The organism is Aeromonas caviae (assembly GCF_000819785.1).
In the GTDB taxonomy this organism is placed as follows: domain Bacteria; phylum Pseudomonadota; class Gammaproteobacteria; order Enterobacterales; family Aeromonadaceae; genus Aeromonas; species Aeromonas caviae.
On the sequence record NZ_CDBK01000080.1, the window covers coordinates 9,528 to 33,045 of the forward strand.

The 23,518-nt window shown below is 58.9% G+C and carries 22 protein-coding genes; 10 read left to right on the top strand and 12 right to left on the bottom strand.

What is annotated here, in order from left to right; genetic code table 11:
- The 3 genes from slmA to coaBC all read right to left on the bottom strand — a co-directional run.
- Nucleotides 1-550 (bottom strand): nucleoid occlusion factor SlmA (slmA, locus tag BN1120_RS12875; RefSeq protein ID WP_080768018.1); only part of this gene is annotated, 550 nt, incomplete at its 3' end.
- 70 nt (nucleotides 551-620) lie between these two features.
- The gene (gene dut, locus BN1120_RS12880) at nucleotides 621-1,079 is read right to left on the bottom strand and encodes a dUTP diphosphatase (RefSeq protein ID WP_042016392.1); all 459 of its coding nucleotides are present in this window, start codon (nucleotides 1,077-1,079) and stop codon (nucleotides 621-623) included.
- A 76-nt stretch (nucleotides 1,080-1,155) separates the two neighbouring features.
- Nucleotides 1,156-2,358: a bifunctional phosphopantothenoylcysteine decarboxylase/phosphopantothenate--cysteine ligase CoaBC gene (coaBC, locus tag BN1120_RS12885; RefSeq protein ID WP_042016394.1), complete on the bottom strand. Its 1,203-nt coding sequence runs from the start codon at nucleotides 2,356-2,358 to the stop codon at nucleotides 1,156-1,158.
- Between the two features lie 147 nt (nucleotides 2,359-2,505).
- On the opposite strand from coaBC, the gene radC reads away from it, so the two are divergent.
- The 6 genes from radC (at nucleotide 2,506) to BN1120_RS12910 (ending at nucleotide 6,160) form a co-directional block, all read left to right on the top strand.
- Entirely contained in the window at nucleotides 2,506-3,180 is a 675-nt protein-coding gene (gene radC, locus BN1120_RS12890) for a RadC family protein (protein ID WP_039040991.1), read from the top strand.
- A gap of 136 nt (nucleotides 3,181-3,316) precedes the next feature.
- Nucleotides 3,317-3,553: a 50S ribosomal protein L28 gene (gene rpmB / locus BN1120_RS20825; RefSeq protein WP_005307492.1), complete on the top strand. Its 237-nt coding sequence runs from the start codon at nucleotides 3,317-3,319 to the stop codon at nucleotides 3,551-3,553.
- A gap of 11 nt (nucleotides 3,554-3,564) precedes the next feature.
- Nucleotides 3,565-3,732: a 50S ribosomal protein L33 gene (gene rpmG, locus BN1120_RS12895; RefSeq protein ID WP_005323752.1), complete on the top strand. Its 168-nt coding sequence runs from the start codon at nucleotides 3,565-3,567 to the stop codon at nucleotides 3,730-3,732.
- 90 nt (nucleotides 3,733-3,822) lie between these two features.
- The gene (locus BN1120_RS12900; RefSeq protein WP_042016396.1) at nucleotides 3,823-4,278 is read left to right on the top strand and encodes a hypothetical protein; all 456 of its coding nucleotides are present in this window, start codon (nucleotides 3,823-3,825) and stop codon (nucleotides 4,276-4,278) included.
- Between the two features lie 20 nt (nucleotides 4,279-4,298).
- Entirely contained in the window at nucleotides 4,299-5,111 is an 813-nt protein-coding gene (gene mutM, locus BN1120_RS12905) for a bifunctional DNA-formamidopyrimidine glycosylase/DNA-(apurinic or apyrimidinic site) lyase (protein ID WP_010676112.1), read from the top strand.
- A 176-nt stretch (nucleotides 5,112-5,287) separates the two neighbouring features.
- Nucleotides 5,288-6,160, top strand: a complete 873-nt coding sequence (locus tag BN1120_RS12910) for a VirK/YbjX family protein (protein ID WP_042016398.1) — start codon at nucleotides 5,288-5,290, stop codon at nucleotides 6,158-6,160.
- A 79-nt stretch (nucleotides 6,161-6,239) separates the two neighbouring features.
- On the opposite strand, the gene coaD is transcribed toward BN1120_RS12910, so the two are convergent.
- On the bottom strand, nucleotides 6,240-6,722 hold the full coding sequence (gene coaD / locus BN1120_RS12915) for a pantetheine-phosphate adenylyltransferase (protein ID WP_042016399.1): 483 nt from the start codon (nucleotides 6,720-6,722) through the stop codon (nucleotides 6,240-6,242).
- 221 nt (nucleotides 6,723-6,943) lie between these two features.
- On the opposite strand from coaD, the gene BN1120_RS12920 reads away from it, so the two are divergent.
- Nucleotides 6,944-7,987, top strand: coding sequence for a glycosyltransferase family 9 protein (locus BN1120_RS12920; RefSeq protein ID WP_042016401.1), 1,044 nt, complete (start codon nucleotides 6,944-6,946; stop codon nucleotides 7,985-7,987).
- Nucleotides 7,988-8,325: 338 nt separating this feature from the next.
- On the opposite strand, the gene BN1120_RS12925 is transcribed toward BN1120_RS12920, so the two are convergent.
- Nucleotides 8,326-9,102, bottom strand: a complete 777-nt coding sequence (locus BN1120_RS12925) for a glycosyltransferase family 2 protein (RefSeq protein ID WP_010676108.1) — start codon at nucleotides 9,100-9,102, stop codon at nucleotides 8,326-8,328.
- 339 nt (nucleotides 9,103-9,441) lie between these two features.
- On the opposite strand from BN1120_RS12925, the gene waaF reads away from it, so the two are divergent.
- The 3 genes from waaF (at nucleotide 9,442) to BN1120_RS12940 (ending at nucleotide 12,802) form a co-directional block, all read left to right on the top strand.
- Entirely contained in the window at nucleotides 9,442-10,539 is a 1,098-nt protein-coding gene (waaF, locus tag BN1120_RS12930) for a lipopolysaccharide heptosyltransferase II (RefSeq protein WP_042016402.1), read from the top strand.
- Between the two features lies 1 nt (nucleotide 10,540).
- The gene (gene waaA, locus BN1120_RS12935) at nucleotides 10,541-11,809 is read left to right on the top strand and encodes a lipid IV(A) 3-deoxy-D-manno-octulosonic acid transferase (protein ID WP_042016403.1); all 1,269 of its coding nucleotides are present in this window, start codon (nucleotides 10,541-10,543) and stop codon (nucleotides 11,807-11,809) included.
- A 111-nt stretch (nucleotides 11,810-11,920) separates the two neighbouring features.
- On the top strand, nucleotides 11,921-12,802 hold the full coding sequence (locus BN1120_RS12940) for a DMT family transporter (protein WP_042016405.1): 882 nt from the start codon (nucleotides 11,921-11,923) through the stop codon (nucleotides 12,800-12,802).
- Between the two features lie 168 nt (nucleotides 12,803-12,970).
- On the opposite strand, the gene BN1120_RS12945 is transcribed toward BN1120_RS12940, so the two are convergent.
- The 7 genes from BN1120_RS12945 to BN1120_RS20840 all read right to left on the bottom strand — a co-directional run bounded on the left by BN1120_RS12945 (nucleotide 12,971) and on the right by BN1120_RS20840 (nucleotide 23,488).
- Nucleotides 12,971-13,327 carry a 50S ribosome-binding protein YggL gene (locus tag BN1120_RS12945; protein ID WP_042016407.1) on the bottom strand — a complete coding sequence of 119 codons (357 nt, stop codon included), beginning with the start codon at nucleotides 13,325-13,327 and terminating at the stop codon, nucleotides 12,971-12,973.
- The gene (locus tag BN1120_RS20830) at nucleotides 13,324-14,754 is read right to left on the bottom strand and encodes a restriction endonuclease subunit S (RefSeq protein WP_080768019.1); all 1,431 of its coding nucleotides are present in this window, start codon (nucleotides 14,752-14,754) and stop codon (nucleotides 13,324-13,326) included. Before BN1120_RS20830 ends, BN1120_RS12945 begins: the two co-directional genes overlap by 4 nt.
- On the bottom strand, nucleotides 14,747-16,351 hold the full coding sequence (locus BN1120_RS12955; protein WP_042016409.1) for an N-6 DNA methylase: 1,605 nt from the start codon (nucleotides 16,349-16,351) through the stop codon (nucleotides 14,747-14,749). Before BN1120_RS12955 ends, BN1120_RS20830 begins: the two co-directional genes overlap by 8 nt.
- A gap of 100 nt (nucleotides 16,352-16,451) precedes the next feature.
- On the bottom strand, nucleotides 16,452-19,985 hold the full coding sequence (hsdR, locus tag BN1120_RS12960) for a type I restriction-modification system endonuclease (RefSeq protein WP_042016410.1): 3,534 nt from the start codon (nucleotides 19,983-19,985) through the stop codon (nucleotides 16,452-16,454).
- A gap of 2 nt (nucleotides 19,986-19,987) precedes the next feature.
- The gene (locus tag BN1120_RS12965) at nucleotides 19,988-20,920 is read right to left on the bottom strand and encodes a restriction endonuclease (RefSeq protein WP_042016412.1); all 933 of its coding nucleotides are present in this window, start codon (nucleotides 20,918-20,920) and stop codon (nucleotides 19,988-19,990) included.
- Between the two features lie 757 nt (nucleotides 20,921-21,677).
- Nucleotides 21,678-22,214: an RloB domain-containing protein gene (locus tag BN1120_RS20835; RefSeq protein WP_080768020.1), complete on the bottom strand. Its 537-nt coding sequence runs from the start codon at nucleotides 22,212-22,214 to the stop codon at nucleotides 21,678-21,680.
- Complete coding sequence (locus BN1120_RS20840) at nucleotides 22,214-23,488, bottom strand: AAA family ATPase (protein ID WP_080768021.1); 1,275 nt, start codon at nucleotides 23,486-23,488, stop codon at nucleotides 22,214-22,216. The genes BN1120_RS20835 and BN1120_RS20840 overlap by 1 nt, the downstream gene beginning before the upstream one ends.
- Between the last annotated feature and the right edge of the window lie 30 nt (nucleotides 23,489-23,518).

The window sequence follows — 23,518 nt, forward strand, 5'->3', positions numbered from 1 at the left end:
ACCCGGCGGTGGGCTTGATTTTGAACTCCGAGCGGACGAACTGGCTGATGCGGCCCTCGGTATAGGCCAGCAGCAGGTTGGCCAGCATGGTCTCGTCGAGCTGGAAGCCCTGGCCTTCCCGCAGCCGTTTCTCGCGCAGTACCTGCTTGATCTGGGTCTCCAGCTTGTCGAACAGAATGCTGATGCGATCCCGCAGCCGATCGTGTTCGCCCAGCAGGGCATCGCCATTGAGAATGCGGGTGATGCCGGGGTTGCGCTCGGCGAACACCAGCAGCAGCTGCAGTATGTGATGGCAGCGGGCCATGGTGTCCTTCTCTTCGGCCATGATCAGGTTGACCCGTGACAGCAGGGAATCCTCGATAAAGTCGATCAGCCCCTCGAACATCCTCGCCTTGCTGGGAAAATGCCGGTAGAGGGCCGCCTCGGACACGCCCACCTCGGCCGCGAGGCGTGCCGTGGTGATGCGCTGGCCCGGGCTGGTTTCCAGCATGTGGGCGAGTGCCTGCAGGATCTGATCGCGCCGACTCTGTTTCTGGTTACTGCTTGCCATGGATTCCCCTAAAAAAACAATGGCTTGATTCTATTATTTGGCACGTGCCCCAGGGGGCCGTGTGGTCTTGTTATTGGCGACCAGAAGAACCAAACCCGCCTTCACCCCGTTCACTCAGATTGAATTCGTCGACCAGTTGGAAGCTGGCCTGTACCACCGGCAGGATCACCAGCTGGGCGATGCGCTCGCCAGGCTGCATGGTGAAGCTGTCGTTGCCACGGTTCCAGACCGAGACCATCAACTGACCCTGGTAGTCGGAGTCGATGAGGCCGACCAGGTTGCCCAGCACGATGCCGTGCTTATGGCCGAGGCCGGAGCGGGGCAGGATGGTGGCGCACAGACCCGGATCCTGGATGTGAATGGCCAGCCCGGTCGGCACCAGCGTGGTGTCGCCAGGGGCCAGGGTCAGCGGGGCATCCAGCAGGGCGCGCAAGTCCATGCCAGCGGAGCCCGGTGTGGCGTAAGCGGGCAGCGGGAAGTCGGTGCCGATGCGGGCATCCAGGATTTTCAGTTCAATTTGTGTCGTCATGAATCTTTTTCAATTGGATCGCCTGGCGATCGGGTGGTACTGCAGGAGCCTGGGGCTCCCGGCATGTTCAATGGGCTCAGGGTCGATAATGGCGTGCAATCAGGGCGACAAGATGACGGGCGAGCGTCAGCTTATCGGCCAGGGGCAGGGCGGCTTGACCCCCTTGCCAGAAGACGGTCAGGGCGTTGTCATCGGCATTGAAACCCTGGCCTGCACGGGACACATCGTTGGCTGCGATCATGTCCAGCCGCTTACGTCGAAGTTTGTCGAGGGCGTATTGTTCCACATCCACGGTTTCGGCGGCAAATCCGACGGTGAAGGGTTTGTCTGACAACGCCCCCACATCGGCGATGATGTCGGGGTTTTTGACCAGGGTCAGCTGCATCTGGTCGTTGTCGCCGGTCTTCTTGATCTTTTGCTCGGCCACCTGGGCGGGACGGTAGTCGGCGACGGCAGCGCAGCCGATAAAGAGGTCGCACTCACCGACCCGGCTCATCACTGCTTCGTGCATCTGCAGGGCACTCTCCACATCGATGCGGGTAACGCCGGCCGGGGTGGTCAGTGCCACCGGGCCGCTCACCAGGGTCACCTCCGCGCCCGCTTCGCGCGCGGCGCGGGCGATGGCGTAGCCCATCTTGCCGGAGCTGTGGTTGCTGATATAGCGCACCGGATCCAGCGCCTCGCGGGTCGGCCCGGCGGTGAGCAGCAGCCTGACGCCTGCCAGGAGCGGTTCGGCGGCGAGCTGCTGGCAGCAGCGTTCCACCAGTTCCAGGGGATCCAGCATCCGGCCCGGGCCCACATCGCCGCAGGCCTGGCTGCCGGAGTCTGGCCCCCACAGCTGAATGTCGCGCTCGGCTAGGGTCTGAAGGTTGGCCTGGGTAGCGGCGTTGCGATACATCTGCTGGTTCATGGCTGGCGCCAGGGCGACAGTCGCCGGGGTGGCCAGGCAGAGGGTGGTGAGCAGCTCGTCCGCCATGCCGGCGGCCATGCGGGCCATCAGGTTGGCGCTGGCGGGGGCGATCAGCACCAGATCGGCCCACTTGGCCAGTTCGATGTGGCCCATGCCCGCCTCGGCAGCCGGGTCCAGCAGACTGTCGGCCACCGGGTGGCCTGAGACGGCTTGCAGGGTCAGCGGGGTGATGAACTCCTTGGCGGAGCGGGTCATCACCACTCGCACCTCGGCCCCCTGATCTTTCAGGCGACGTACCAGTTCGGCACTCTTGTAGGCGGCGATCCCGCCACTGACACCCAACAGGATGCGCTTATCGGCCAATCTCATCTGCTGCTTCTCTTCCGGCTCACTCTGACTGGTCGGCTAAGATAGCACAGGCAATGGGTGGCGACAGAGGCTGACATGGGGGAGTTGTGGTCGGGCTCGCGGGATTCTTTGCTATGTTTTCTCTCAATAGCCATCAGGGAGAGACAAATGAGCATCAAGGAGTGGCCGGAAGAGGAGCGCCCGAGGGAAAAGCTGCTGCGCCGAGGGGCGGCGACGCTCTCCGATGCCGAACTGCTGGCCATCTTCTTGCGCACCGGGGTCAGTGGGTTGAGTGCGGTGGATCTCTCTCGCCAGTTGTTGCAGCAGTTTGGTTCCCTGCGGGCACTGCTGGGAGCCGAGCAGCAGGATTTTTGTGGCGCTCACGGGCTGGGACCTGCCAAGTATGCCCAGTTGCAGGCGGTACTGGAGATGGGGCGGCGCCATCTGGCCGAACAGTTGCAACGGGGAGAGGCGCTCACCTCGCCCGGGCTTACCCGTGACTTTCTGCAAGCCCAGTTGCGGGATCGGGGGCGGGAGGTGTTCGCCCTGCTGCTGCTCGACAACCAGCACAGGGTCATCCGGTTTGTCGAACTTTTTTACGGCACCCTCGACTCGGCGAGCGTCTGGCCCAGAGAAATCGTGCAGATCGCGCTCAAACATAATGCAGCCGCCGTGATTCTGGCGCATAATCACCCGTCCGGCGTGGCCGAGCCCAGTCGGGCGGACCGCCAGATCACGGATCGGATCCTGGCCGCCCTGGCCCTGGTCGATATCAGAGTGCTTGATCACCTGGTGATCGGTGATGGCATCACGGTTTCTTTCGCAGAGCGTGGTTGGTTGTGACTGGGCTCTGGCACTGTATTAGTTGATCTTTGATCACGGATGCTGTATAAAATGCCGCCTTCTGTTTGCCCCGCAATCGAAGGCCAGCGGGGCAGATATTTGCTCGAGCAATGAAGTAAGATTTGGAGAGACTGACATGTCTAGAGTATGCCAAGTAACCGGCAAGCGCCCGGCAGTTGGTAACAACCGTTCGCACGCTAACAACGCTACCAAGCGTCGTTTCCTGCCGAACCTGCACACTCACCGTTTCTGGGTTGAGAGTGAAAAACGCTTCGTGAGCCTGCGCGTATCCGCAAAAGGCATGCGTATCATCGACAAGCGCGGCGTTGAAGTGGTTCTGGCTGAACTGCGTGCCAGCGGCGTTAAGGTATAAGGAATTAGATCATGGCTAAAGGTATTCGCGATAAGATTCGCCTGAACTCCAGCGCCGGTACTGGTCACTTCTATACCACTACCAAGAACAAGCGCACCATGCCCGAAAAAATGGAGATCAAGAAATTTGATCCCGTGATTCGTCAGCATGTGATCTACAAAGAAGGCAAAATCAAGTAATTACTTGGTTTCGCTGCAAAAACCCGGCCTCGTGCCGGGTTTTTTTATGGCTGGAATTCAGTACACTGCCGATTCGAAGGGAGGCTAGCCATGTTCAAACTGAGCCGCAAAGGCTGGAACAACGTGATCATCGTGGTCGTGTTGATCGTCATTACCCTGTTGCACCGACTGGAGCAGGCCCAGCAGGAGAACAGTGCCAAACGCGCGCGTCCGCTGTTGCCGGAGAGCGCCGTGGTGCTGACCTGGCAGGGGCCGAGCTGGCAGATAGAGCGTATCGGCCAGGGCTGGCGCAGCGCGCCGGATCTGGGGCTTGGCAGCGCCCAGCTGGCGGCCCGCATCGAGATGTGGCAAGGCTGGCTGCTGCCCCCCGGCGAGCCCGTGCGCGGCACCCCGGTGACCCTCAAGATCTGGATCGCCGGACAGAGTGATCCGGTGGAAGTCGGGCTCTATCAGGACGACGGCAAGTTTGCCGCTCTGCTGCCCTCCTCGACCTGGCTCAGCCTGAGTCAGGCGCAATACCGTGACCTGATGCGTCCCATTCCCTGAACGAGAACGAGAGATCGCCCATGCCTGAATTACCGGAAGTCGAAGTCAGCCGCCAGGGCATCTCCCCCTGGCTTACCGGCATCAAGGTGACCCGCGTGGTGGTGCGGGACGGCCGCCTGCGTTGGCCCGTGCCCGGCGAGATCCAGGAGCTGGTGGATCTCGTCATCCACCGCGTCAGCCGCCGCGCCAAATACCTGTTGCTGGAGACCGACTTCGGCACCGCCATCCTGCATCTCGGGATGTCCGGCAGCCTGCGGGTGCTGGACATCGGCACCCCGGCCGAGAAGCACGATCACGTGGATATCGAGCTGGCCAACGGCAAGCTGCTGCGGCTCAACGATCCGCGCCGTTTTGGCGCCCTGCTGTGGACCCGCGAACCGGCCGAGGCCCATGCCCTGCTCGCCAAGCTGGGGCCGGAACCCCTCACCGACGCCTTCCATGCCGATTACCTGCGGGAGCGGGCGAAGGGGCGCAGCACCGCCATCAAGCAGTTCCTGATGGACAACCACGTGGTGGTCGGGGTAGGCAACATCTACGCCAACGAGGCGCTCTATGCCGCCGGCATTCATCCCAGGCGGGCGGCGGGCAACATCAGCGCCGAGCGGCTGGGCACCCTAGTGAGCGAGATCAAGCGGGTGTTGGCCGAGGCCATTCGCCAGGGGGGCACCACCCTCAAGGATTTCACCAGCGCCGACGGCAAGCCGGGCTATTTCGTCCAGCAGCTGCAGGTTTACGGCCGTGGCGGCCAGCCCTGTTTCCACTGCCACACCCTGCTCACCGAGGTGAAGATGGGCCAGCGAACCACGGTGTTCTGCTCCCACTGCCAACGCTGAAAGTGGGATTTTTGAGCCGGAACCGGCCAAGTTGTAAGAGAGTATTTCCGGTCTGTTGAAGCGGCGTCAGCCCATGACTACTATCTCGCCAGTTCAGGCTGCGAGGTAATAAAATGACAGCTAAATCAATAGACTGGGAACATTTATCCCGGCAGGGGCACTATTGTGCCCACGATATGGCCCGCTTCCTCTATCCCGAAGACAGCGCCCGCAAGACCTTCAATCGCGGCAAGTTTTTGCTGCGCAGTCTGCTCTACCGTGCGCAGTTGAACCGGGTGTTCGAGCTGTTCCAGAGCGCCCCCCTGCGGGCGCTTCCCGCCCGCCACCCCGAGCTGCTCGACAAGCCGATGCGCCCCTATCGCTTCGCCTGCTCGACGGTGAACCAGCGGGTCAAGATGGTGGAGGATCACTACCGCCTGCTGCTGGGCCTGTACCCCGAGCTCATCGACCCGCTCTATCTGGGGGAGGGGATAGTGCTGGGCCATTATCCCGATGGCGGCTGGCGCATCGTGCTGCGTCACGACGGCACCTTCCGCAGGGAGGCGGAGCTGGCGCTCTCCATCGTCAACGCGCGGGGGGAGCGACTCTACAGCTGTGCCTTCTCCCTGGCGGGCAACGAACAGGAGCTGGCCCTGGTGATCGGGTCGGTGCAGGGGCCAGAGCCCTGTGTCGAGCAGCCCCAGGAGCAGGTGCGGGCATTGACCCGGACGGGTCAGGGTCTGAGACCCAAGTCGCTGGTGGTGATGCTGGTGATGGCGCTGGCCGGGGCCATGGGGGCCCACCGGGTCTGTGCGGTGCGCATGAAGGCCCACATCTTCCAGGCAAGACGGTACAGCAAGAAGAAGAAAGCCTGCCTGCAGGCGGACTACGACGAGCTGTGGCAGGAGTTTGGCGCCCTCGATCAGGACGCCAACTTCGTGCGGCTGCAACCCGTGGTGCGCAAGCCGCTGGAGGAGATCGCCTCCAAGAAGCGGGCCATGTACCGGCGCCGTTACGAGTGGCTCGATCAGCTGGAGCTGGCGATCCGCCAGCAGTTTGCCCGCAGCTAGGCGTGCAGTGCGTTGATGCAACCAGGGCTACCCGCGGGTGCGGGTAGCCCTTGTTCGTTTCTGCCCATCAGGGGAGGGATTAGCGCTGCTGTCTGGCGGCAATGGCCTGGGCCACCAGGGGGTCGACGAACTGGTGGATGTCACCTCCGTGCAGCGCCACCTCCTTCACCAGGGTGGAGGAGATGAAGGAGTTCTCCTCCGCCGGGGTAAGGAAGACGCTCTCCAGGGTGGGCATCAGGCGACGGTTCATGTTGGCGAGCTGGAACTCGTATTCGAAGTCGGAGACGGCGCGCAGGCCGCGGATCAGCACGTTGGCCTGCTGCTCCCTGGCAAAATCCACCAGCAGGCCGGAGAAGCCCACCACCTTGACGTTGGGCAGGTGAGTCGTCACCTGCCGGGCCAGCTGAACGCGCTCCTCGAGATCGAACAGCGGCCGTTTGCTCGGGCTGTTGGCCACCCCGACCACCACCTCGTCGAACAGTCTGGCGGCGCGGCCAATGAGATCGGTATGGCCGTTGGTGATGGGGTCGAAGGTGCCGGGATAGATTACCTTGTTGGTCATGCTGCTGATTCCTGAAACCGGAAAACTGGTCGCATTATAGGGGCTGTTGCCGGTTTGTCGCGACCGGGATGGCGCGGATTTCTGGCGTTGATCGGCGGCCGGGGTCGCACAAATCGGAGCCCCGTGGCGTCTTCGCTTGAGAATCGCCCTGCATCAGGCAAGAATACCCGCATCGCGCATCAAGCCTCCTTCGCTGGTGACAGGGAGCATAGGGATTTTTTATGAAACGTATTCTGGTAGTCCGCAATGACAAGATTGGTGACTTCATGCTGGCGTGGCCGAGCTTTGCCATGCTCAAGCGCTCCATGGAGTGTCATGTGACTGCCCTGGTTCCCGCCTACACGGCGCCCTTGGCCCGCCTCTGCCCCTGGATCGACGAGATCATCCTGGATCCGGGTGCCCGGGCCGACAAGGAGCAGCAACGCGCCCTGCTGGCGCGCATCAAGGCGGCCGCCTTCGATGCTTCCATCTGCCTCTTCTCCAACACCCGCAATGCCAAGCTGGTGTGGAAGGCGCACATTCCCTACCGGCTGGCCCCGGCCACCAAGCTGGCCCAGGTGCTCTACAACCAGCGCCTGGTGCAGCGCCGCTCCCGCTCCCAGAAGCCGGAGTACGAATACAACCTGGATCTGGTGCGCCGCTTCCTCGCCGATCAGCATCAGACCGTGGTAGAGCCACAGGGCCCCTACCTCGACTTCGACCCCGAGAGCCTGCTGCAGGTGCGCGAGCAGGTTGCCGCCCGTCTCAGGCTCGACGCCAGCCGCCCCTGGCTGATGGTGCATGCGGGCAGCGGCGGCTCGGCCAACAACCTCTCCATCGAGCAGTACTCGCGCCTCATCATCAAGCTCAACCAGGCCTGTCCCGAGTTGCAGTGCGTGCTGACGGCAGGCCCGGGGGAGGAGGGGAAGGCGGAGCAGTTGGCGGCCGAATTGCTGGCCCATGGGGGCAACGGCTGGATCTATCGTTCCGACGAGGGGTTGCCGAAGTTCTGCCAGGTGATGGCCAACGCCGCCCTGTTCGTGGCGGGCAGCACTGGGCCCCTGCACATCGCCGCGGCCATGGACGTGCCGACCGTCGGTTTCTTCCCGGCACACCGTTCGGCGACGCCGCTGCGCTGGCGGCCGCTCAACGGCGAGGGGCGCCATCTGCCCTTCAGCCCGCCGGAAGACAGCGACCACCCGGAGGACATGAGCCAGCTCGATCCCAAGGCCATGGCGGCGGCGATCGCCCGCTGGGCGCCGCCCTTCTGGCGCGCCGAGCGCTGAGAGCGCACACAGAACATACAGACAGGGCCCCACGGGGCCCTGTCTTGTATGGGGATGCGCCCTGCTGGCAGGCCAGCCTACCGGGCGTGGCTCCCGACAGCCCCCTTGACGGGCCTGCCCGGGCCCCGGGCAGGGGAAACTTGCGGTATAAGCCGGAGTCGGGTCATGTTGCCAATATCCATGCATTCGGCTTATAGCGGCCAGTTTTCGTCCGTGGCGCCCAGGTTTGCGCCGTGAGCGGCCCCGCGAGGGCTGCGCCCGCTCCATGGCAATGGGGTTCACCCCTTGTCCCGCTGGAACAAGGGGTGAGTCATGAATGAGATCTGTGGGGCGATGCCCTATTTCGGCTGCTGGGGCTGCTGGCGAACCCAGAGATCGGCGTATTTGACGAAGGTGGAGTGGGCGGAGAGGATGGCCAGCAGCAGGCCCTGCTTGCCGTCGAGGAAACCGGCCTTGAGCAGGTACATCTTGAGGAAGCAGCCGACGGCGTGGACTAGCCCCTGGCCGAGTGATCCCTTCTTGCCGCGGGCGGTGCGCTGATCGGCCCATGCGCGGGCATAGCCGGCGGATTTGACCAGGTAGTGTTCCAGATCCCGGTAGGTGTAGTGGAGGAGGTCGCCCTGCAGGTTGACGATCTTCATGTTGGCGCGCACCTCCACCTTCTCGTGTACCAGCGCCTCGTTGTAGCCGGTCAGCGCCTTGGGGTAGAGGCGCAGCACCCGATCCGGGTACCAGCCGCTGTGGCGGATGAAGCGACCGAACACCCAGGAGAGGCGCGGGATGGAGTAGATGGTGTCGCTGGCCGGGTTGGCCATGACCCCCTGGATGGCTTCCCTGAGTTCGGGGGTGAGCCGCTCGTCCGCGTCCAGCCACAGCACCCACTCCGACTGGACATGGGACTGGGCGAGGCGGCGCTGACGGCCGAAACCGGGCCAGGTGGTGTTGACGAAGAAGCGGGCGCCAAATTCGGCGGCGATGGCCGGGGTGTCATCCTGACTGCCGGAGTCGAGAATGACGATTTCATCCGCCAGGCCTTCGAGGGAGGCGAGGCAGGCACGGAGGTTGTCGGCTTCGTTCTTGACGATCAGGACGGCCGCCAGGGTCGGTTTTTTCACAGGCAAGGGACTCTTGTTGGTGCCCGGCGGGCGGGTCATGCTCGGATTGGCGCCCATTCTAGCCTAAAACCCCGCGCGGGGCATGACCCGAGGGCCCGGTGGGCCCGCTTTTGAATGCGGGGGAAGGGAGATCTCTGCTACCCGGCAGTCGGTGGCCCAGGGCTCGCTGTGTCCGGGTCGAAGAGGGCCTCAGGAGGGATGCGCGGGGGAGCAGATCCTGCCAGGTAGGCGTTTTGCGGGAGCAGACGGGAATCTTCTGTTATTTCTTCGGCCTTTCTTGGGGCATAATCTCGCCCAGTAACGATCAACAGCCGGGCCAGTCCCGAGAGAAGACGCGCGATGAAGATATTGGTGATCGGCCCCTCCTGGGTCGGCGACATGGTGATGTCCCAGAGCCTCTACAAGGCGCTCAAGAGCAACCACCCGGGCAGCGAGCTCCATGTGATGGCGCCGGCCTGGTGCGTTGCGCTGCTGGAGCGCATGCCCGAGGTGGACAAGGCCATCCCCATGCCGCTTGGCCACGGTGACTTCAAGCTGGGGGCACGCCGCCGCCTTGGCAAGCAGCTGGCCGCCGAGCAGTACGATCAGGCCATCATCCAGCCCAACTCCATGAAGTCGGCCCTCATCCCCTGGTTTGCCAGGATCCCGGTGCGCACCGGCTGGAAGGGGGAGCACCGCTTCGGTCTGCTCAACGACATGCGCAACAACAAGCAGGCCTTCCCGCTGATGGTGGAAGGCTATGTGGCTCTGGCCTACCCCAAGGGGCAGATGAAGAGTCGGGACGACATTCCCGCTATTCCCCATCCCTCCCTGAACGTGGATCTCATCAACCAGGGCAAGGCGCTGGAGCGGCTCGGCCTGAATCGTGCCCGCCCCGTGCTGGTGCTCTGTCCGGGGGCCGAGTTCGGCCCGGCCAAACGCTGGCCGGAGGGGCACTACGCCGTGGTGGCGCAAAAGCACCTCGACGAGGGGTGGCAGGTGTGGATCTTCGGTTCGGGCAAGGACGTGGACGTGGCCAACACCATCCGCGATCGGATCAACCCCCTGTCGCGCCCCAACTGCCACGTGCTGGCGGGCAAGACCAGCCTGCACGAGGCGATCGATCTGATGGCGCTGGCCGGTCGGGTCATCGCCAACGACTCGGGCCTGATGCACGTGGCGGCCGCCCTCAACCGGCCGCTGATCGGCGTCTACGGCTCCACCTCGCCCCTCTATACCCCACCGCTGGCGGACAGGGTCGAGATCGTCCACACCGACATCGAGTGCCGCCCCTGCTTCAAGCGCACCTGCAAGTTCGGCCACCTCAAGTGCCTGATCGAGCTGATGCCGGAACAGGTCATCGAGGCGGGAAATCGGCTGGAGCGTGGGGAAACGGCAGATCTGACCATAGTGCGGCAGCCGGTGGAATCCTCCGCTGCTGTACCAGGTAATAGCTAGCATGATCTACCGGTTGCTCTACAACCTGCTGATCCACTTGGGGTTGCCCCTGGCGCTGCTGGCGCTCTACAAGCCCAAAAAAGGCAAGCCCGGCTTCGGGGCACGCTGGGCCGAGCATCTGGGACGATTGCCGCCGACCGGACAGGAGGCTCCCCTCTGGATCCATGCGGTGAGCGTGGGGGAGACCCTGGCCATCACCCCCTTCATCCGCGCCCTCAAGGCCGAGCGCCCCGAGCTGCCCATCCTGCTCACCACCACCACCCGCACCGGCGCTGAACAGGCGGCCAAGCTCGGGGATCTGGTGGTGCACCGCTATGCGCCTCTCGACTATCCCTGGGCCATCTCGGCGTTTCTGAGCACCGTCAAGCCCCGTGCCCTCTGGGTGATGGAGACCGAACTGTGGCCGAACTGGCTGGCGGCCTGCGAGGCACGGCACCTGCCAGTGACCATCCTCAATGCCCGCCTCTCGGAGCGATCCTGTCAGCGCTATGGTCGCTTCCAGGGGGCCTTCGATGCCTTGAGCCACCCGCTGACCCACCTGCTGTGCCAGCATCAGGACGATGCGGATCGCTTCCATCGGCTGGGGATAGGGCGCAACCGACTGGCGGTGACCGGCTCCATCAAGTTCGACATCCAGTTTGGCGACGAGGTGCAGGCCAGGGGCCGTGCCCTGCGCCAGCAACTGGGGGAGGCACGACCTGTCTGGATCGCCGCCAGTACCCACCAGGGGGAAGACGAGCAGGTGCTGGCCGCCTTCGATCGGGTGCTCAAGGCCCACCCCTCCGCCCTGCTGATCCTGGTGCCGCGCCATCCCGAGCGTTTCGAACGGGTGGCCGAGCTGTGCGCCCCCTACGGTTGCGTGCGGCGTACGGCGGGCAGTGCGGTCGGCGAGAGCGACAAGATCTACCTGGGTGACACCATGGGCGAGTTGCCGCTGATGCTGGCGGCGGCGGATCTCGCCTTTGTCGGTGGCAGCCTGGTGCCCGTGGGCGGTCACAACCTGCTGGAACCGGCGGCGCTGGGCAAACCCTGCTTGACTGGCCCCGTCTATTTCAACTTCAGCGACATCACCCGCCAGCTGGTAGCCCAGGGGGGCGCGGCCGTGGTGGCGGACGCCGAGGCGCTCGGCCATCGGGTGAGCACCCTGCTCGGCGATGCCCCTGCCCGCCGCGAGATGGGGGAGCAGGCCCGCGCCGTGGTGCTGCGCAACCAGGGGGCGCTGGCGCGCACCCTCTCCCATTGCCTCGCCAGCCTGGAAAGTGACGACTGAGGCGGGGTGGCGTGGTGGCCGCCCCGCCAGCATGTCTGCCAAACCCCGGGAGACAATCCGCGCCTCTTTCCTTTATGCTCTGCCCTTTGCCCCTGACCCTGTGATGCTCCGATGAACCGCGCTCCCCTGCTGTTGATGATACTGGTCACCCTGCTGGCCGCCGCTGGCTGGCTCTTCTCGAAAGAGGCGATTCGTGAACTGCCCACCGCCGCCTTTATCGGCAGCCGCTTCCTGCTGGCCGCCCTGCTGCTGTTGCCGCTCGCCTGGTTGCGCGAGCCGCCCCCCAGTGGCTCACAACTGCTGCGCGCCGCCGGGTGCGGCACCTTGCTCGGGGCCAGCCTGCTGTTCTGGGTTACCGCCATCAGCCAGAGCGATGCCCTCGGCAGTGGCGCCTTCATCATGAGCGTGGCCACCCTGATGGCGCCGCTCGCCGCCTGGGCCGCCTTCAAGGCCAGACCCGGCCGTCACTACTGGCTGACTCTGCCCGTGGCCGTCGCGGGTCTGCTGCTGCTCTCCAGCAGCACCCACTGGGGCGTGTCGCTCTCCCTGTTCTGGTTTCTGGCGGCGGCCGCCACTCTGGGGGTCCAGCTCGCGGTGCACCGCCACTTCGCCCAGTCCATCCCTCCTACCTGGCTCACCTGCATCCAGTTGGCGGTGACCGGACTGCTCGGCACCCTGCTCTCCCTGCTGACCGAGCAGTGGCCCGCCAGCATCGGCACTGGTATCTGGGGCTGGTTTGCGGCCAGCGTCCTGATCGCCACCACATTGCGTTACTGGCTGCTCACCCACGCCCTGAGCCGGATGACCACGGCCCACGCCGCCCTGCTGATGCTGCTGGAACCGGTCTGGACTCTTATCCTGAGCACCCTCTTCTATGACGAGCCGCTGGGCCCCGCCAAGCTGGCCGGCGCCGGCCTGGTGCTGGGTGCTCTGGTGCTCTACCAGCTCCCCCTGCTGCTGCGCAGCCGCAAGTTCAAGGCATCCAACGGATAAAAGCCGCCCCTTGGCAAGAACAGGTGGTTATCAGTAACAAAACGGGCCTGTACTTGCAGGCCCGTTCTTTTTTCAAAGGGGAGATGCAGTTTGAACGGGGTGTTGGGCAGGGGGCTGCCGCTCGTTCGTTTACCAGGGAGAGTCCGGCGGCTCACCCCATGAAAACCGTTACGCTTCCCAGGGGCCGTACCAGGCATCGCTCAAGGGCGCGACCTGGTGGGAGGCAACCCAGGGCTGGCTGGCCAACCACTGGGCGGTCTGCTCCCTATCAGATTCGGTGAGCGTGCCCCCGGCAAGCTGGCAGAGATAGCCGTCGATCTCGTGCCCCGAGAGGGTGCCACCGCCACCGAAGCCCCAGCCTTGCGACTCGATAAACTCAAGCCAGCGATCGAGCGCCTCTTCAAAACTCACCAGCTGAGGCTTCAGGCTAAACATGAGTTGAAAACCGAATTCCTGAAACTCGCCGACATGGAGTTTTTTGCGCAGGCGGCGGGAACGATTTTTATAAGAGCGAGCTGGGGTCATTGGGGGACTCCTGATGATGTGGGGCTGATAGCTGGTTTGGATGCCCGTTTACGCGGCTTGGCAGTGGCCCGCTCGGCTTGAATGCGGGCCAACAGGGCGGCTGCGCTATTGTCACCGCTGATCAGATCCGGGTTGGCGGCACGCCAGTCGGCAGTCAGCTCACCACGAAATGCTTTGGCCAGAATGGCCTGGGTCAGGTTATCGACCCGCACCTTGGCCGCCTTGGCCTGCTGTTCAATGGAATCGGCATAGGCAAACAGTTGTTCCACCCGACGGACGATTTCGGCTTGTTCTTCCTGAGAAGGCAACGCAAAAGTAACGTCTTTAATATTCTGTAAGTTCAACCCAGGTTTACCTCCACCATAAGCCATGGAGGTTAATTGTTTACGCCCTGCATTGGGCGCTTTTAAGACCAAATCAAGAAACTTAGCATTGCTACTATTTGCAAGCCGGATAAGAGCAACATGCTGACTTACATAAGCGTCATCTAAATCAACCTCAACTAATGCACATTTAGTTACGTTTGCACCAGTAATAGTGACTAACAAATCAAACGGTTCAACCTTAGTCCTGGTTCCTTCGGCTTTAGCTGGTAAGTCTACAAATGCCGCATCTTCAATAATTAATTTATCCGCACTTATGTCTTGCGAGCGAATGAATGGCGAACCATTGGTTGAGTAGTATTTTGCCCAACCACGAGATCCACTCGTTACATAATTTAAAATATCACCGAGATAGCATTTACTCCAACATGAAGGAGCGGTAAGGTCTTTGTTGATACTTTGATACGGACACGGTTTTCGCCATTCTTCTGTCAGTTTGCCACTCACCGCAGCGGCCTGCACGGATTGACGGAACTGCTTGATAATATCCGGAATGCGGGCTAGACGGGCTTGGGTGGCCTCAACCTGAGCAAGCAATATATCGAGCCGGTCGGCAATCTCTTTTTGCTCTGCTGCTGGTGGCAAAACAATTGGAAATGTTTCGACGAATGACTTGGGCACACGGCGCAAACCGACCGCGCCTGTCATATTGGTGGCACCCTCTTGCATAAAAGCATGCGTTTTTATAAGTGCAAACAGCAACTTCTGTGAAATATCACTGCAATGAGGACGAAGTACATAAAACTCGGAGCTGCCAGCCCCTATCCCATTTGGTAAATCATCAACAATAGCTGCTTTACCATTTTCAAAACATGGGGTCACCTTGGCGAAGATAACATCGCCATCCTGAAAATTGGTGTAGGACTTTTTTATTTCCCCCCAAGGTTTTTCATCAAATAGCAGCTCACCATGATAACTGGTGGGAGCATGTGACATGGGTACAAAACCGGCGATAAGAGATTCATCAGCTACTGTTTTTGGGTTAACAGCAGCTATGTCTGCCAGAGTGCATGATGCCCAGCCCTGCGGAAGAGAATTACTCACTGTCTCGCTCCTTAATGGCTTTGCGTGCTGCTTGTTTGCTTATTCCAAACTGTTTGCCGAGTTCAACCAGCTTGCGATTGGCAGAAAATGGCATATCGAGTTCTTTCAACAAAGAGTGCATATCATAGAGCGCATCACTTAATTCCGACATTGCTTCCTCTGCCAATATCGCTGGCTCCGGCAAGTCGGCCGCATCAACGCTGTTTTGGTCCTTCAGCCAGCTGATATCGAGGGAATCCCCCTTGTTATCGCGGATCCATTCCCGGCTAAAGCTGCGCCAGCGGGCGGTTTCCAGGCTCTGCGCCTGCACAGCTTCCTGCGGCAATTCGCCCAATTGCTGCCAGACCCCTTCGCTGCGCGGTGACTGACCGTTCTTGTCACGGCCATAGGCGGCGATAAAGGGGGCAAAATGCGCCTGGGTGAGGGGGGTGCGTTTGCCGAAGGTCTGCATATTGGCCCGCATATCGTAGACCCAGACAGTCTTGGTGCAGCCTTTGTCTTGCGCCGGATTGTCCGGGGTGCCCTTCTGGAAGAAGAGGACGTTAGTTTTGACGCCTTGGGCATAGAAGATGCCGGTGGGCAGACGCAGTATGGTGTGCAGGTTGCACTTGTCCATCAGGTCGCGGCGGATCTCGGTGCCCTTGCCCCCTTCAAACAGGACGTTGTCGGGGATCACCACGGCGGCACGGCCACCTGATTCGAGCGCATCGTAGATATGCTGGATAAAGCAAAGCTGCTTGTTGCTGGTGGGGTGGACAAAGGTGCGGGTGATATTGGTGCCCGCGGCGCTGCCAAAGGGCGGGTTGGAGAGGATAAGGTGAGCCTTGGGCAGGGTCTCGCCATCCTTGCCGAGGGTGTTGCCAAGGCGAATGGCGCCGTGCTGGTCATCCCCTTCGATATCGTGCAGCAGGCAGTTCATCAGGGCCAGACGGCGGGTCTCCGGCACCAGCTCGAGACCGACGAAAGCCTTTTTCATCTGGAAGATTTGATCCGCCTCATCGAGATCATCGAGATCCCGGGTGTGGGCCTTGATATAGCGGTCGGCTTCGATCAGAAAGCCAGCCGTTCCGGCGGCGGGATCCTGGATCACTTCGCGGTGCGCGGGCTGCATCACCTGCACGATGGCGTTGATGAGCGGGCGCGGGGTGAAGTATTGACCGGCGCCAGATTTGGTCTCGTTGGCGTTTTTCTGCAGCAGCCCTTCATACATGTCGCCGAAGTCGTCGCGGCTCTTGCCCTTTTCCCCGTCGAACCACTCGAGCTTGTCCATGTTGCTGACCAGCTCGCTAAGCTGGGCGGGCTGGGTGATGGTGGTGTTGACGTTCTGGAAGATGGCACGAACGATGGCGTGATCGTCAACCCCGAGCTGAACCAGCATGTTGCGATAGAAACGGTGCTGCTCCTGCCCCAGCTTGCTGGTGAGATCGCGCCAGCGATACCCCTCCGGCAGCAGATCTGCCTCCTGTCCGGTCTCTTCGCACATTTTGAGAAACAGCAGGGAGGCGAGTTCATTGACATAGTTCTGGTAGGAGACGCCGCCGTCGCGCAGGTTGTCGCACAGCTTCCAGAGCTTGGCGACCAGATCGGTGTTGTTCATCGGTATTTCTCGTTGAGCAGGCGGCCTGTAGGCCGCCTTGTACAAAGTGAGTGGGGCACCCGTATCAGGCACCACCACAGTGGGCAGGATTGTACCCGTTTCAGGCTGGCTTATCCCAGATCAGTTGGCTGAACTCGGCGAGCAGCTCATCGAGCTTGTCATCAAAGAGCTGCATCAGCTTGGGTTTGCCGCCACGACGGCGGTAGTTGCCCACCTTGAAGGTGTCATCATCGAGTACCACCTTCTCCTTGATGGAGTCGGCCAGACGATCGAGCCAGGTGAGCTGCTCTCTGTTCCAGTCGTGTTGCTCCTTGATGCGGGCCAACGCCCTGTCTACCCGCTCTTCGAACGGCTGAAGGGGGTCACCGATGGCGGCACGGCGAATATGGCCGACCAGGCGGGCGGCGATATCCTGATTCTTGGCGGCCTTCCACGCGGCGCGCAGGGTCGAGTCGTTGTAGTTCTCTTTATCGAACCACTCCTGCAGTTGCAGCAGCGCGCTGCGGGTGAGATCGCGCGGGCGGTTGATGATGGCGTCGATGGCGGCCTGCTCGTTTTGGGAGCGGCTGACCAGCTGATCGAAGGCATCGAGAAAATCCTCTGCACTGTCGTGATCGCCATAGGCACGGCTCACTTCAATCACTTCATCATCGATATCGCTGAAGATGGGCAGATCCCGCAGCTTGTTGATGGTGCGTTTGAGGTGCTCAAGGCGGGGGATCAGGGTCGGTAACTGGTTGAACACCTCGGCAGACCAGCGCGGGCCATTGCTGCGCAAGGTTCGGCCCAGCTGGTTGAAATCACAGCCAGCCGACTCGCGGCAGAGTTCATCGAGGCGCGCCAGCTGTTCGGCCACCTCTTTTGAGCGATCGCGGTTGTAGCTGGCCTGGTTGCTGATGCGCTGCAGCTTGGCCACCAGCTGCTCGTGGCTATGCTCGGCAAAGCTGCGGCCATCGGCCTCTTTCACCTGATAGGTTTCCGAGTCGGTGATCTCGTTGACCAGGGTCTGCAAGGGGACGTCAGGGCGCACCACCACCGGGCGCATGGTATCGACCTGCTCCAGGGTGGCGTAGATATCGACGGCATCGAAGATGCGAAACGCACTCTTGCCTACCTGGGGGCAGAGACGGGTCGCGCGCCCCTTCATCTGCTCATAGAGGATGCGGCTGCGCACTTTGCGCATGAAGACCAGATTGCAGATGCTGGGGATGTCGATACCTGTGGTGAGCAGGTCGACGGTGACCACTATGTTGGGCAGCCGCTCCTTGTTAAAGCGGGTGATCATCGATTGCACCTTGTTGGCGTCCTTGTCGGCGTCACCGGTGATCTTGATGATGGCATCATGTTCCAGCGCCGGACATTTTGCTTTGAAGGCGGTGCGCAGCTCGTCGACCACGTTGTCGGCATGGTTGTTGTTGACGCAGAAGATCAGGGTCTTCTGATTGCCGGTGGGGTCGAGGTGATTGACCAGCTCCTCGCAGACGACCCGGTTGAAGTTGGAGGCGATTAGTTCACGGTTGAAGTTGGCCACCTCGAAGTTCTGTTCATCTTCGAGGGTATCGTCAATCAGCTCACCCTGATTGCTCAGGCGATGTACCTGACTCCCTTTGGCGAAGTAGACCCCCTCCTTGCTGCGGCGGGTGATGATGCGGATGGGCGGCTCCTGATCCACCAGATAGCCGTCGAGAACCGCTTTGCGATAGCTGTAGCGATAGACCGGCTGGCGCGATGGCCCGCCGAAAATATCGATGGTGTGCAGCGCCGGGGTCGCGGTGAGCGCCACCTTGACCGCATCGAAATGGTCGATGATGCGACGGTAGGCGGAGATGTAGTCGAGCTGGTTGCGAAAGGCCATCTCGCCCTCGGTCTGCTCCTTGTCGAGAATGTAACCCCGGTGTGCTTCGTCGATGATGATGCAGTCGTAGCGGCCAACCGGCATTACTTCATCGCTCTGCAGGGTGCGCTTGACCAGTGACTGAACGGTGGCGACGTGGATCTTGGTGCTGTCTTGTGGGAAACGGTCCGTCAGCCCCTGGATATTGAAGATGGCGTTGAAGGTATCGCCGCTTATCTGGGTATCTTCAAAGGCGCCTAATGCCTGTTTGCCGAGGGAGGTTCTGTCGACCAGAAACAGGATGCGGTTGAAGCGTTGTGATTGGATCAGACGGAACATCAGGGCAATGGCGGTCCGGGTTTTGCCCGTACCGGTCGCCATCGCCAGCAGGATATCTTGCTGACCGGCGATGATGGCCTGCTCAACGGCTTGTACTGCCTCCTCCTGGTAGTAGCGCAACCCCAGTTCGCTCATATCGCTGTGGCTGGCAAACCAGAGGTTGTTGCGCTGGGGATCTCGCGCCAGCATGGCCAGCAGCTCTTCGGGGCGATGCCACTCGGGCAGGGCTCTGGGCATATTGCCGGGGTGGCGCACATCCCGATACCAGATGCCGCTCTTGCTCTTCATGGCGGCGCGATATTCGCGGCCATTGGCGGAGAAGCAAAATGGCACCTTGTAGCTCACCGGGCTGCCGGGTTCATGCCACTGGCGTAGGTAACTGGCATGCATCTCTGTGACCTGATCATGGGCCTGCACGTCGGTGGCTGATGCATAGAGCTCCTCCTTGAGGTGAGCCATATCGAAATACTTGCTGTAGCGGTAAGCCTCCGTGAGCTTGCCTGCCACATCAATGTTGCCCTTCTTGGCTTCAATGATGCCGACAGGAACAAGCCCTGCGAACAACACGTAGTCGGCAAAACCACGCTTACCCGTTTCATCTTCAGCCGTAGGCCACTCGGCAATTGCCATATTGCGGCGAGCTTGCGGGCGGGTGCCATTGGCAAATTTGAGCTGTTTGCTATCGGCCTCCCAGCCTGCTTTGCGCAACTGGGCATCGATCAGATAGCGACTCTCGCTCTCGCTCAGATCGAGCGAGCGCGTGGTTGCAAATTCCATGACCTGCTTGCGGTAGACTGTGCGTTCGGCAACGCTCAGTTTCTCCAGTTCAGCCTCCCTGGCTGCCAGTTGGGCCTCCAGGGCAGCGATCCGCGCTGCCGTTTGTGCCTCGGTCTCTTGCTGCTTGCCTTCGAGGATGGCGATATAGCCATTGAGCGCTATCAGCTGTTGGTGTTGGGCTGCGATCTCGGCTGCTGTCTGTTGCTGGGCTAGGCTGCGCTGCTCCAACTCTTGCTTCAGCGCCATCACCTCCTGGTGATAGTCGTGGCGCTCCCCTTGCGGCAGCACAAAAATGGGCGCGGCAAAATCATACTGTTTGCTGATCAGTCGGTAGTACCAGACCCCCAAGCGGAAACCGAGGCGCAGGGTCATGGCGGCATCATCAAGGTCGTTGTGATAGTCATGAACGGCCTTATTACCGGTTCGGCGCAGGGTATGGAACACCCTCATGATGCCGTCATCGACAAAGTTGATCTTGCCGAGCTCTCTTAGCAGGTCGAGTTGACTCTCTGTCGCAGGCAGGCCTAACAATTTGCCAAGATGCTTGGCGGTGGCTTCGCCGAAGATCCGCATCTTCACCAGGGTGGTATTGGGATCCTCCGGATAGTTGTTCTCGGCGGCACAGGCGATGGCATAGAGGAAGTCGTTGGTGCCTTTGAGAAACTCGAAATTGCTCTTGTCCATGTTCAATCTTCCAGAAAGTAATCCGAATCCAGGGTCTTGATGGTGAGGGTCTGGCGGGTGGTGACGCCGACGCCGTATTCGATCATCAGGGCTGCGAGTCGGGGTCCGTCGATCAGTACGATGCGTTTCTCAATCAGTCCGACATACTCCTGCGCCTCACGGCTAAAGCTGGAGGTGGTAATAAAGACGCCCTTGCGGGCCTTGTGCAGATCCAAGGCGCCTGCGAAAGACTGGATCTCGGGACGCCCAACGGTTTTGTCGGTGTAGCGCTTGGCCTGCAGATAGATAGAGTCGAGTCCGAGTCTGTCTTCCTTGATGATGCCGTCGATGCCGCCATCGCTGCTGTAGCGTGTGGTGCGTGCGGCATCCTGCTGGCTGCCGCCATAACCCATGGCCACCATGAGATCGACTACCAGCTGTTCAAAGAAGCGAGGGGAAAGACCAAGGATCTCGGCCAGCAAGTCATCAGCAAGGGACTGATTGATGGCGGCCAGCGCCTGCTCAATCTGCTCTTGAGGGGTGCTGGCCTGTTCTGGCGTGGACTGTGTCGTTGCGTCCGTCACGATCCGGGACGGATTGCCCATGCTTTCACTGGAGGCCAGGGTAAACGCCACGAACTCGTTGAATTGGGCCAGATAGTGGTTGTCGATAGCATGTCCCGAGACTAGTGCCGCCTTACCCCGTTCGGTGATAAGGCAAATGCCCCGCTTGGGTTGCTCGATTAGACCCGCTTTGACCAAATAGGTCTTGGCCCAGCCGACCCGGGAGCGGATGGTGGTTTGGCGGCCACTTGGCAAGGTGTCTGCTAGCTGTTCCGGGGTGAAGGCATAGTGTTGGCAAACCCGCTCGAATACTTCTCTAAGGGGACGGGCATGACCATCGGCCAGCACCTTGAGCACCGCAGGCATCATGGCTTCATAACTGGGTAGATTCATGGCGGACAGGGACTCGGTGAAAGGCAGTCACCTATCTTGCCACAAGCGGCCCGACTGGGGCCATGCCGTTGATCACACTGGGGATATGACATAAAAAAGCCCCCGCGTGTCGGGGGCTGGTGCATCGATGAGGGAGATCACTCGATGTTCTGGATCTGATTGTTGAGTGTGACTGTTAACACGTTGAAAATAATAGATGTTAATGAACAGATTTTCTGTATGGGTACATTAATGGGTACAGGCTCAACGTTGAGCGCTCACCGCTCCAGGGTCACCCCAAAGGCCCTCAACCACCGAAGACTTAACGACTCAACCCTGTGGGCCAGTGATCAACATAAGAAACGAAACAGGCAAAATAAGCGATTTTAGCCTTTCCTACAGATCGCCCGCGCTGGCCAAATTCGGGTGAAGGGAAGTGTAAGAGGTTTGAGATTTCTATCGAATTAAGTCGATATCAAACTGCTTTTAAATAAAATTTTGTTCCTGACTGATTGATACCTCCATAAATACCCCAAGCAACAAACCCTTGAGGGCTCTGTGACATCTAACGGCGAGTATTCAGTGGTAGATAATCAGCACTAATGGAGTGCGTAGAGGCAAAAACATTCCATTGAGGATCACGGTCATCTCAAGCGAAGTGGGTCTGTTTGGCAGATGGGATGCAGGGATAGGGGAGGTAGCACTTGCGATATGAAGCAGGAGACTTCACGCGAGGGCATACTGGCATATGGCTCTTTTGCTACCTTCCACGAAGAAATTATGCACCACCATCTTTAATCACTTCATTAATCTCTCCTTCCATACATCTCAATAGATCGTTGAGTGCCTTAATATTTTCACGGCGAGACTCTAGAATCTCTTTTGTGAATATTTTGCTAAGAATTGCTTTGGTTATAATACTGTTGTCACCTATTTTTTTGGTATTAAACTGATGCTTACAGTTTAGGCTGTCAATTGGTACCTTGTTCGATAGAATGTCTAAAAATAATCCCTCAATGCATGGATTAGAGCCGATTAAAACAATTTTTTTTGCCTTGGCTGCTTTAACTAATTTTGGTGGCCAAGGAAGATCCAAGTCCAAAAGTGCACAGCAATGGTTATAACCATCCTGTTTAAATATGGTCATTGCATGTTTAATTACATTGTCGGGGCCTTTTCCATCAGCAGAGATAACTCTAACTTTTGCCTTCCCTTCTGAGTATATCCCTCGGATATACTCAACAAATATTTTTTCGGTCAGGCCTTCACACACCACTAGGATAGTGGTGTGCATTGGCCGCATTTTTCTTTTCATTATCGACCCACCATCGGAATACCACCTAAAGCACCACTCATATATTTTGTGTATAGATTATCTTGGCTTCTAATGCCCTCTATACTATCTAGCCTCCAGACCTCAGATTCAGAGTTGCTTTTTTCCACTATGAAGCAATGATGTTTCTTCAGGTGTTTTAGAACCTCTGGTGTATGTGTACTAAAAATAAGCTGCGCATTGTGAGGATTTGTCTCAGGGTTTTTAAACAAATCTATAGCTTCAATAAGTAGCAATGGATGTAGGTCATTATCAAGCTCATCTATAATAGCCACGCCACCGTAAACCAATCTGCTCACAATGGAATGAAGTATATTATAAGCAGACTTAGTACCACTAGACTCATATATAAGAGGTAGTGCATACTCTTGACCATTATGCATATGAGATGCATATGGCATTTTAACTTTTCTCCTTTCACCTTTTGGGGTGATTACATCTTCATCTACAATATCTAATTTACTAATGCCGATATCAAACTCTGAAATTAGTTGGGATGTTCTTTCAAAAACAACTTTGTCTTTACTGTAAAGCTCAGAGTTATCCATCAACATTTCATCGACATCTCGCTCAATTCTTCCATTGACGCATAGATTGCTGCTGAAAATTGCAAATGTCATAGCCATGATGGCTATCAATCGTGAAAATAGGTCATCATTTTTTTCAAGTTCTTTATCTGCATTTGATGACTTATCAAACAGACGATAAATAAATGAAACTAGAGATGTATTGCTTGGAGTTGACGCTAAAACATCATGTGGGAGTTTGAAGTATTTTTTACTTGTGTGATAAATATATTTGTCTTCAGCTTCATCATATTTTCTGTCAAATACACCACTAAAATATTTTGATGTTTTAAGCTTTAGCGACTCATGGATAACGCGTGTTTGGTTAAGTTCGACACTATATTTAAAATGAAGGCTTTTCGCCAAATTTTTTGGACTTGAAAGAAAATCAACACTTATTTTAATATTGTCATTTTCTCTAGAGAAATGGGGTTTTATTGGTATTTCCGCATCGGAGTTTAATTCAGTGAATGAGGAGTTAAAGAACCAAGACAAAAAGGCCAATGGTTTTAGGAGGTTAGACTTACCAGCACCATTTGCACCAAAAAAAGCAGAAACCTTATTTAATTTAAGGTTATCTGACAATGGTAGATCAAACAGTGTCGCTGTCGCTTTAGGAGTTGATGTTAGATCTATTGTGGTCTCATTTGAGAATGAGAAAAAGTTTTCAAAGCTATAGTTAAGAATCATCGTACGCCTCTTTAGACATTTTTATGTCTA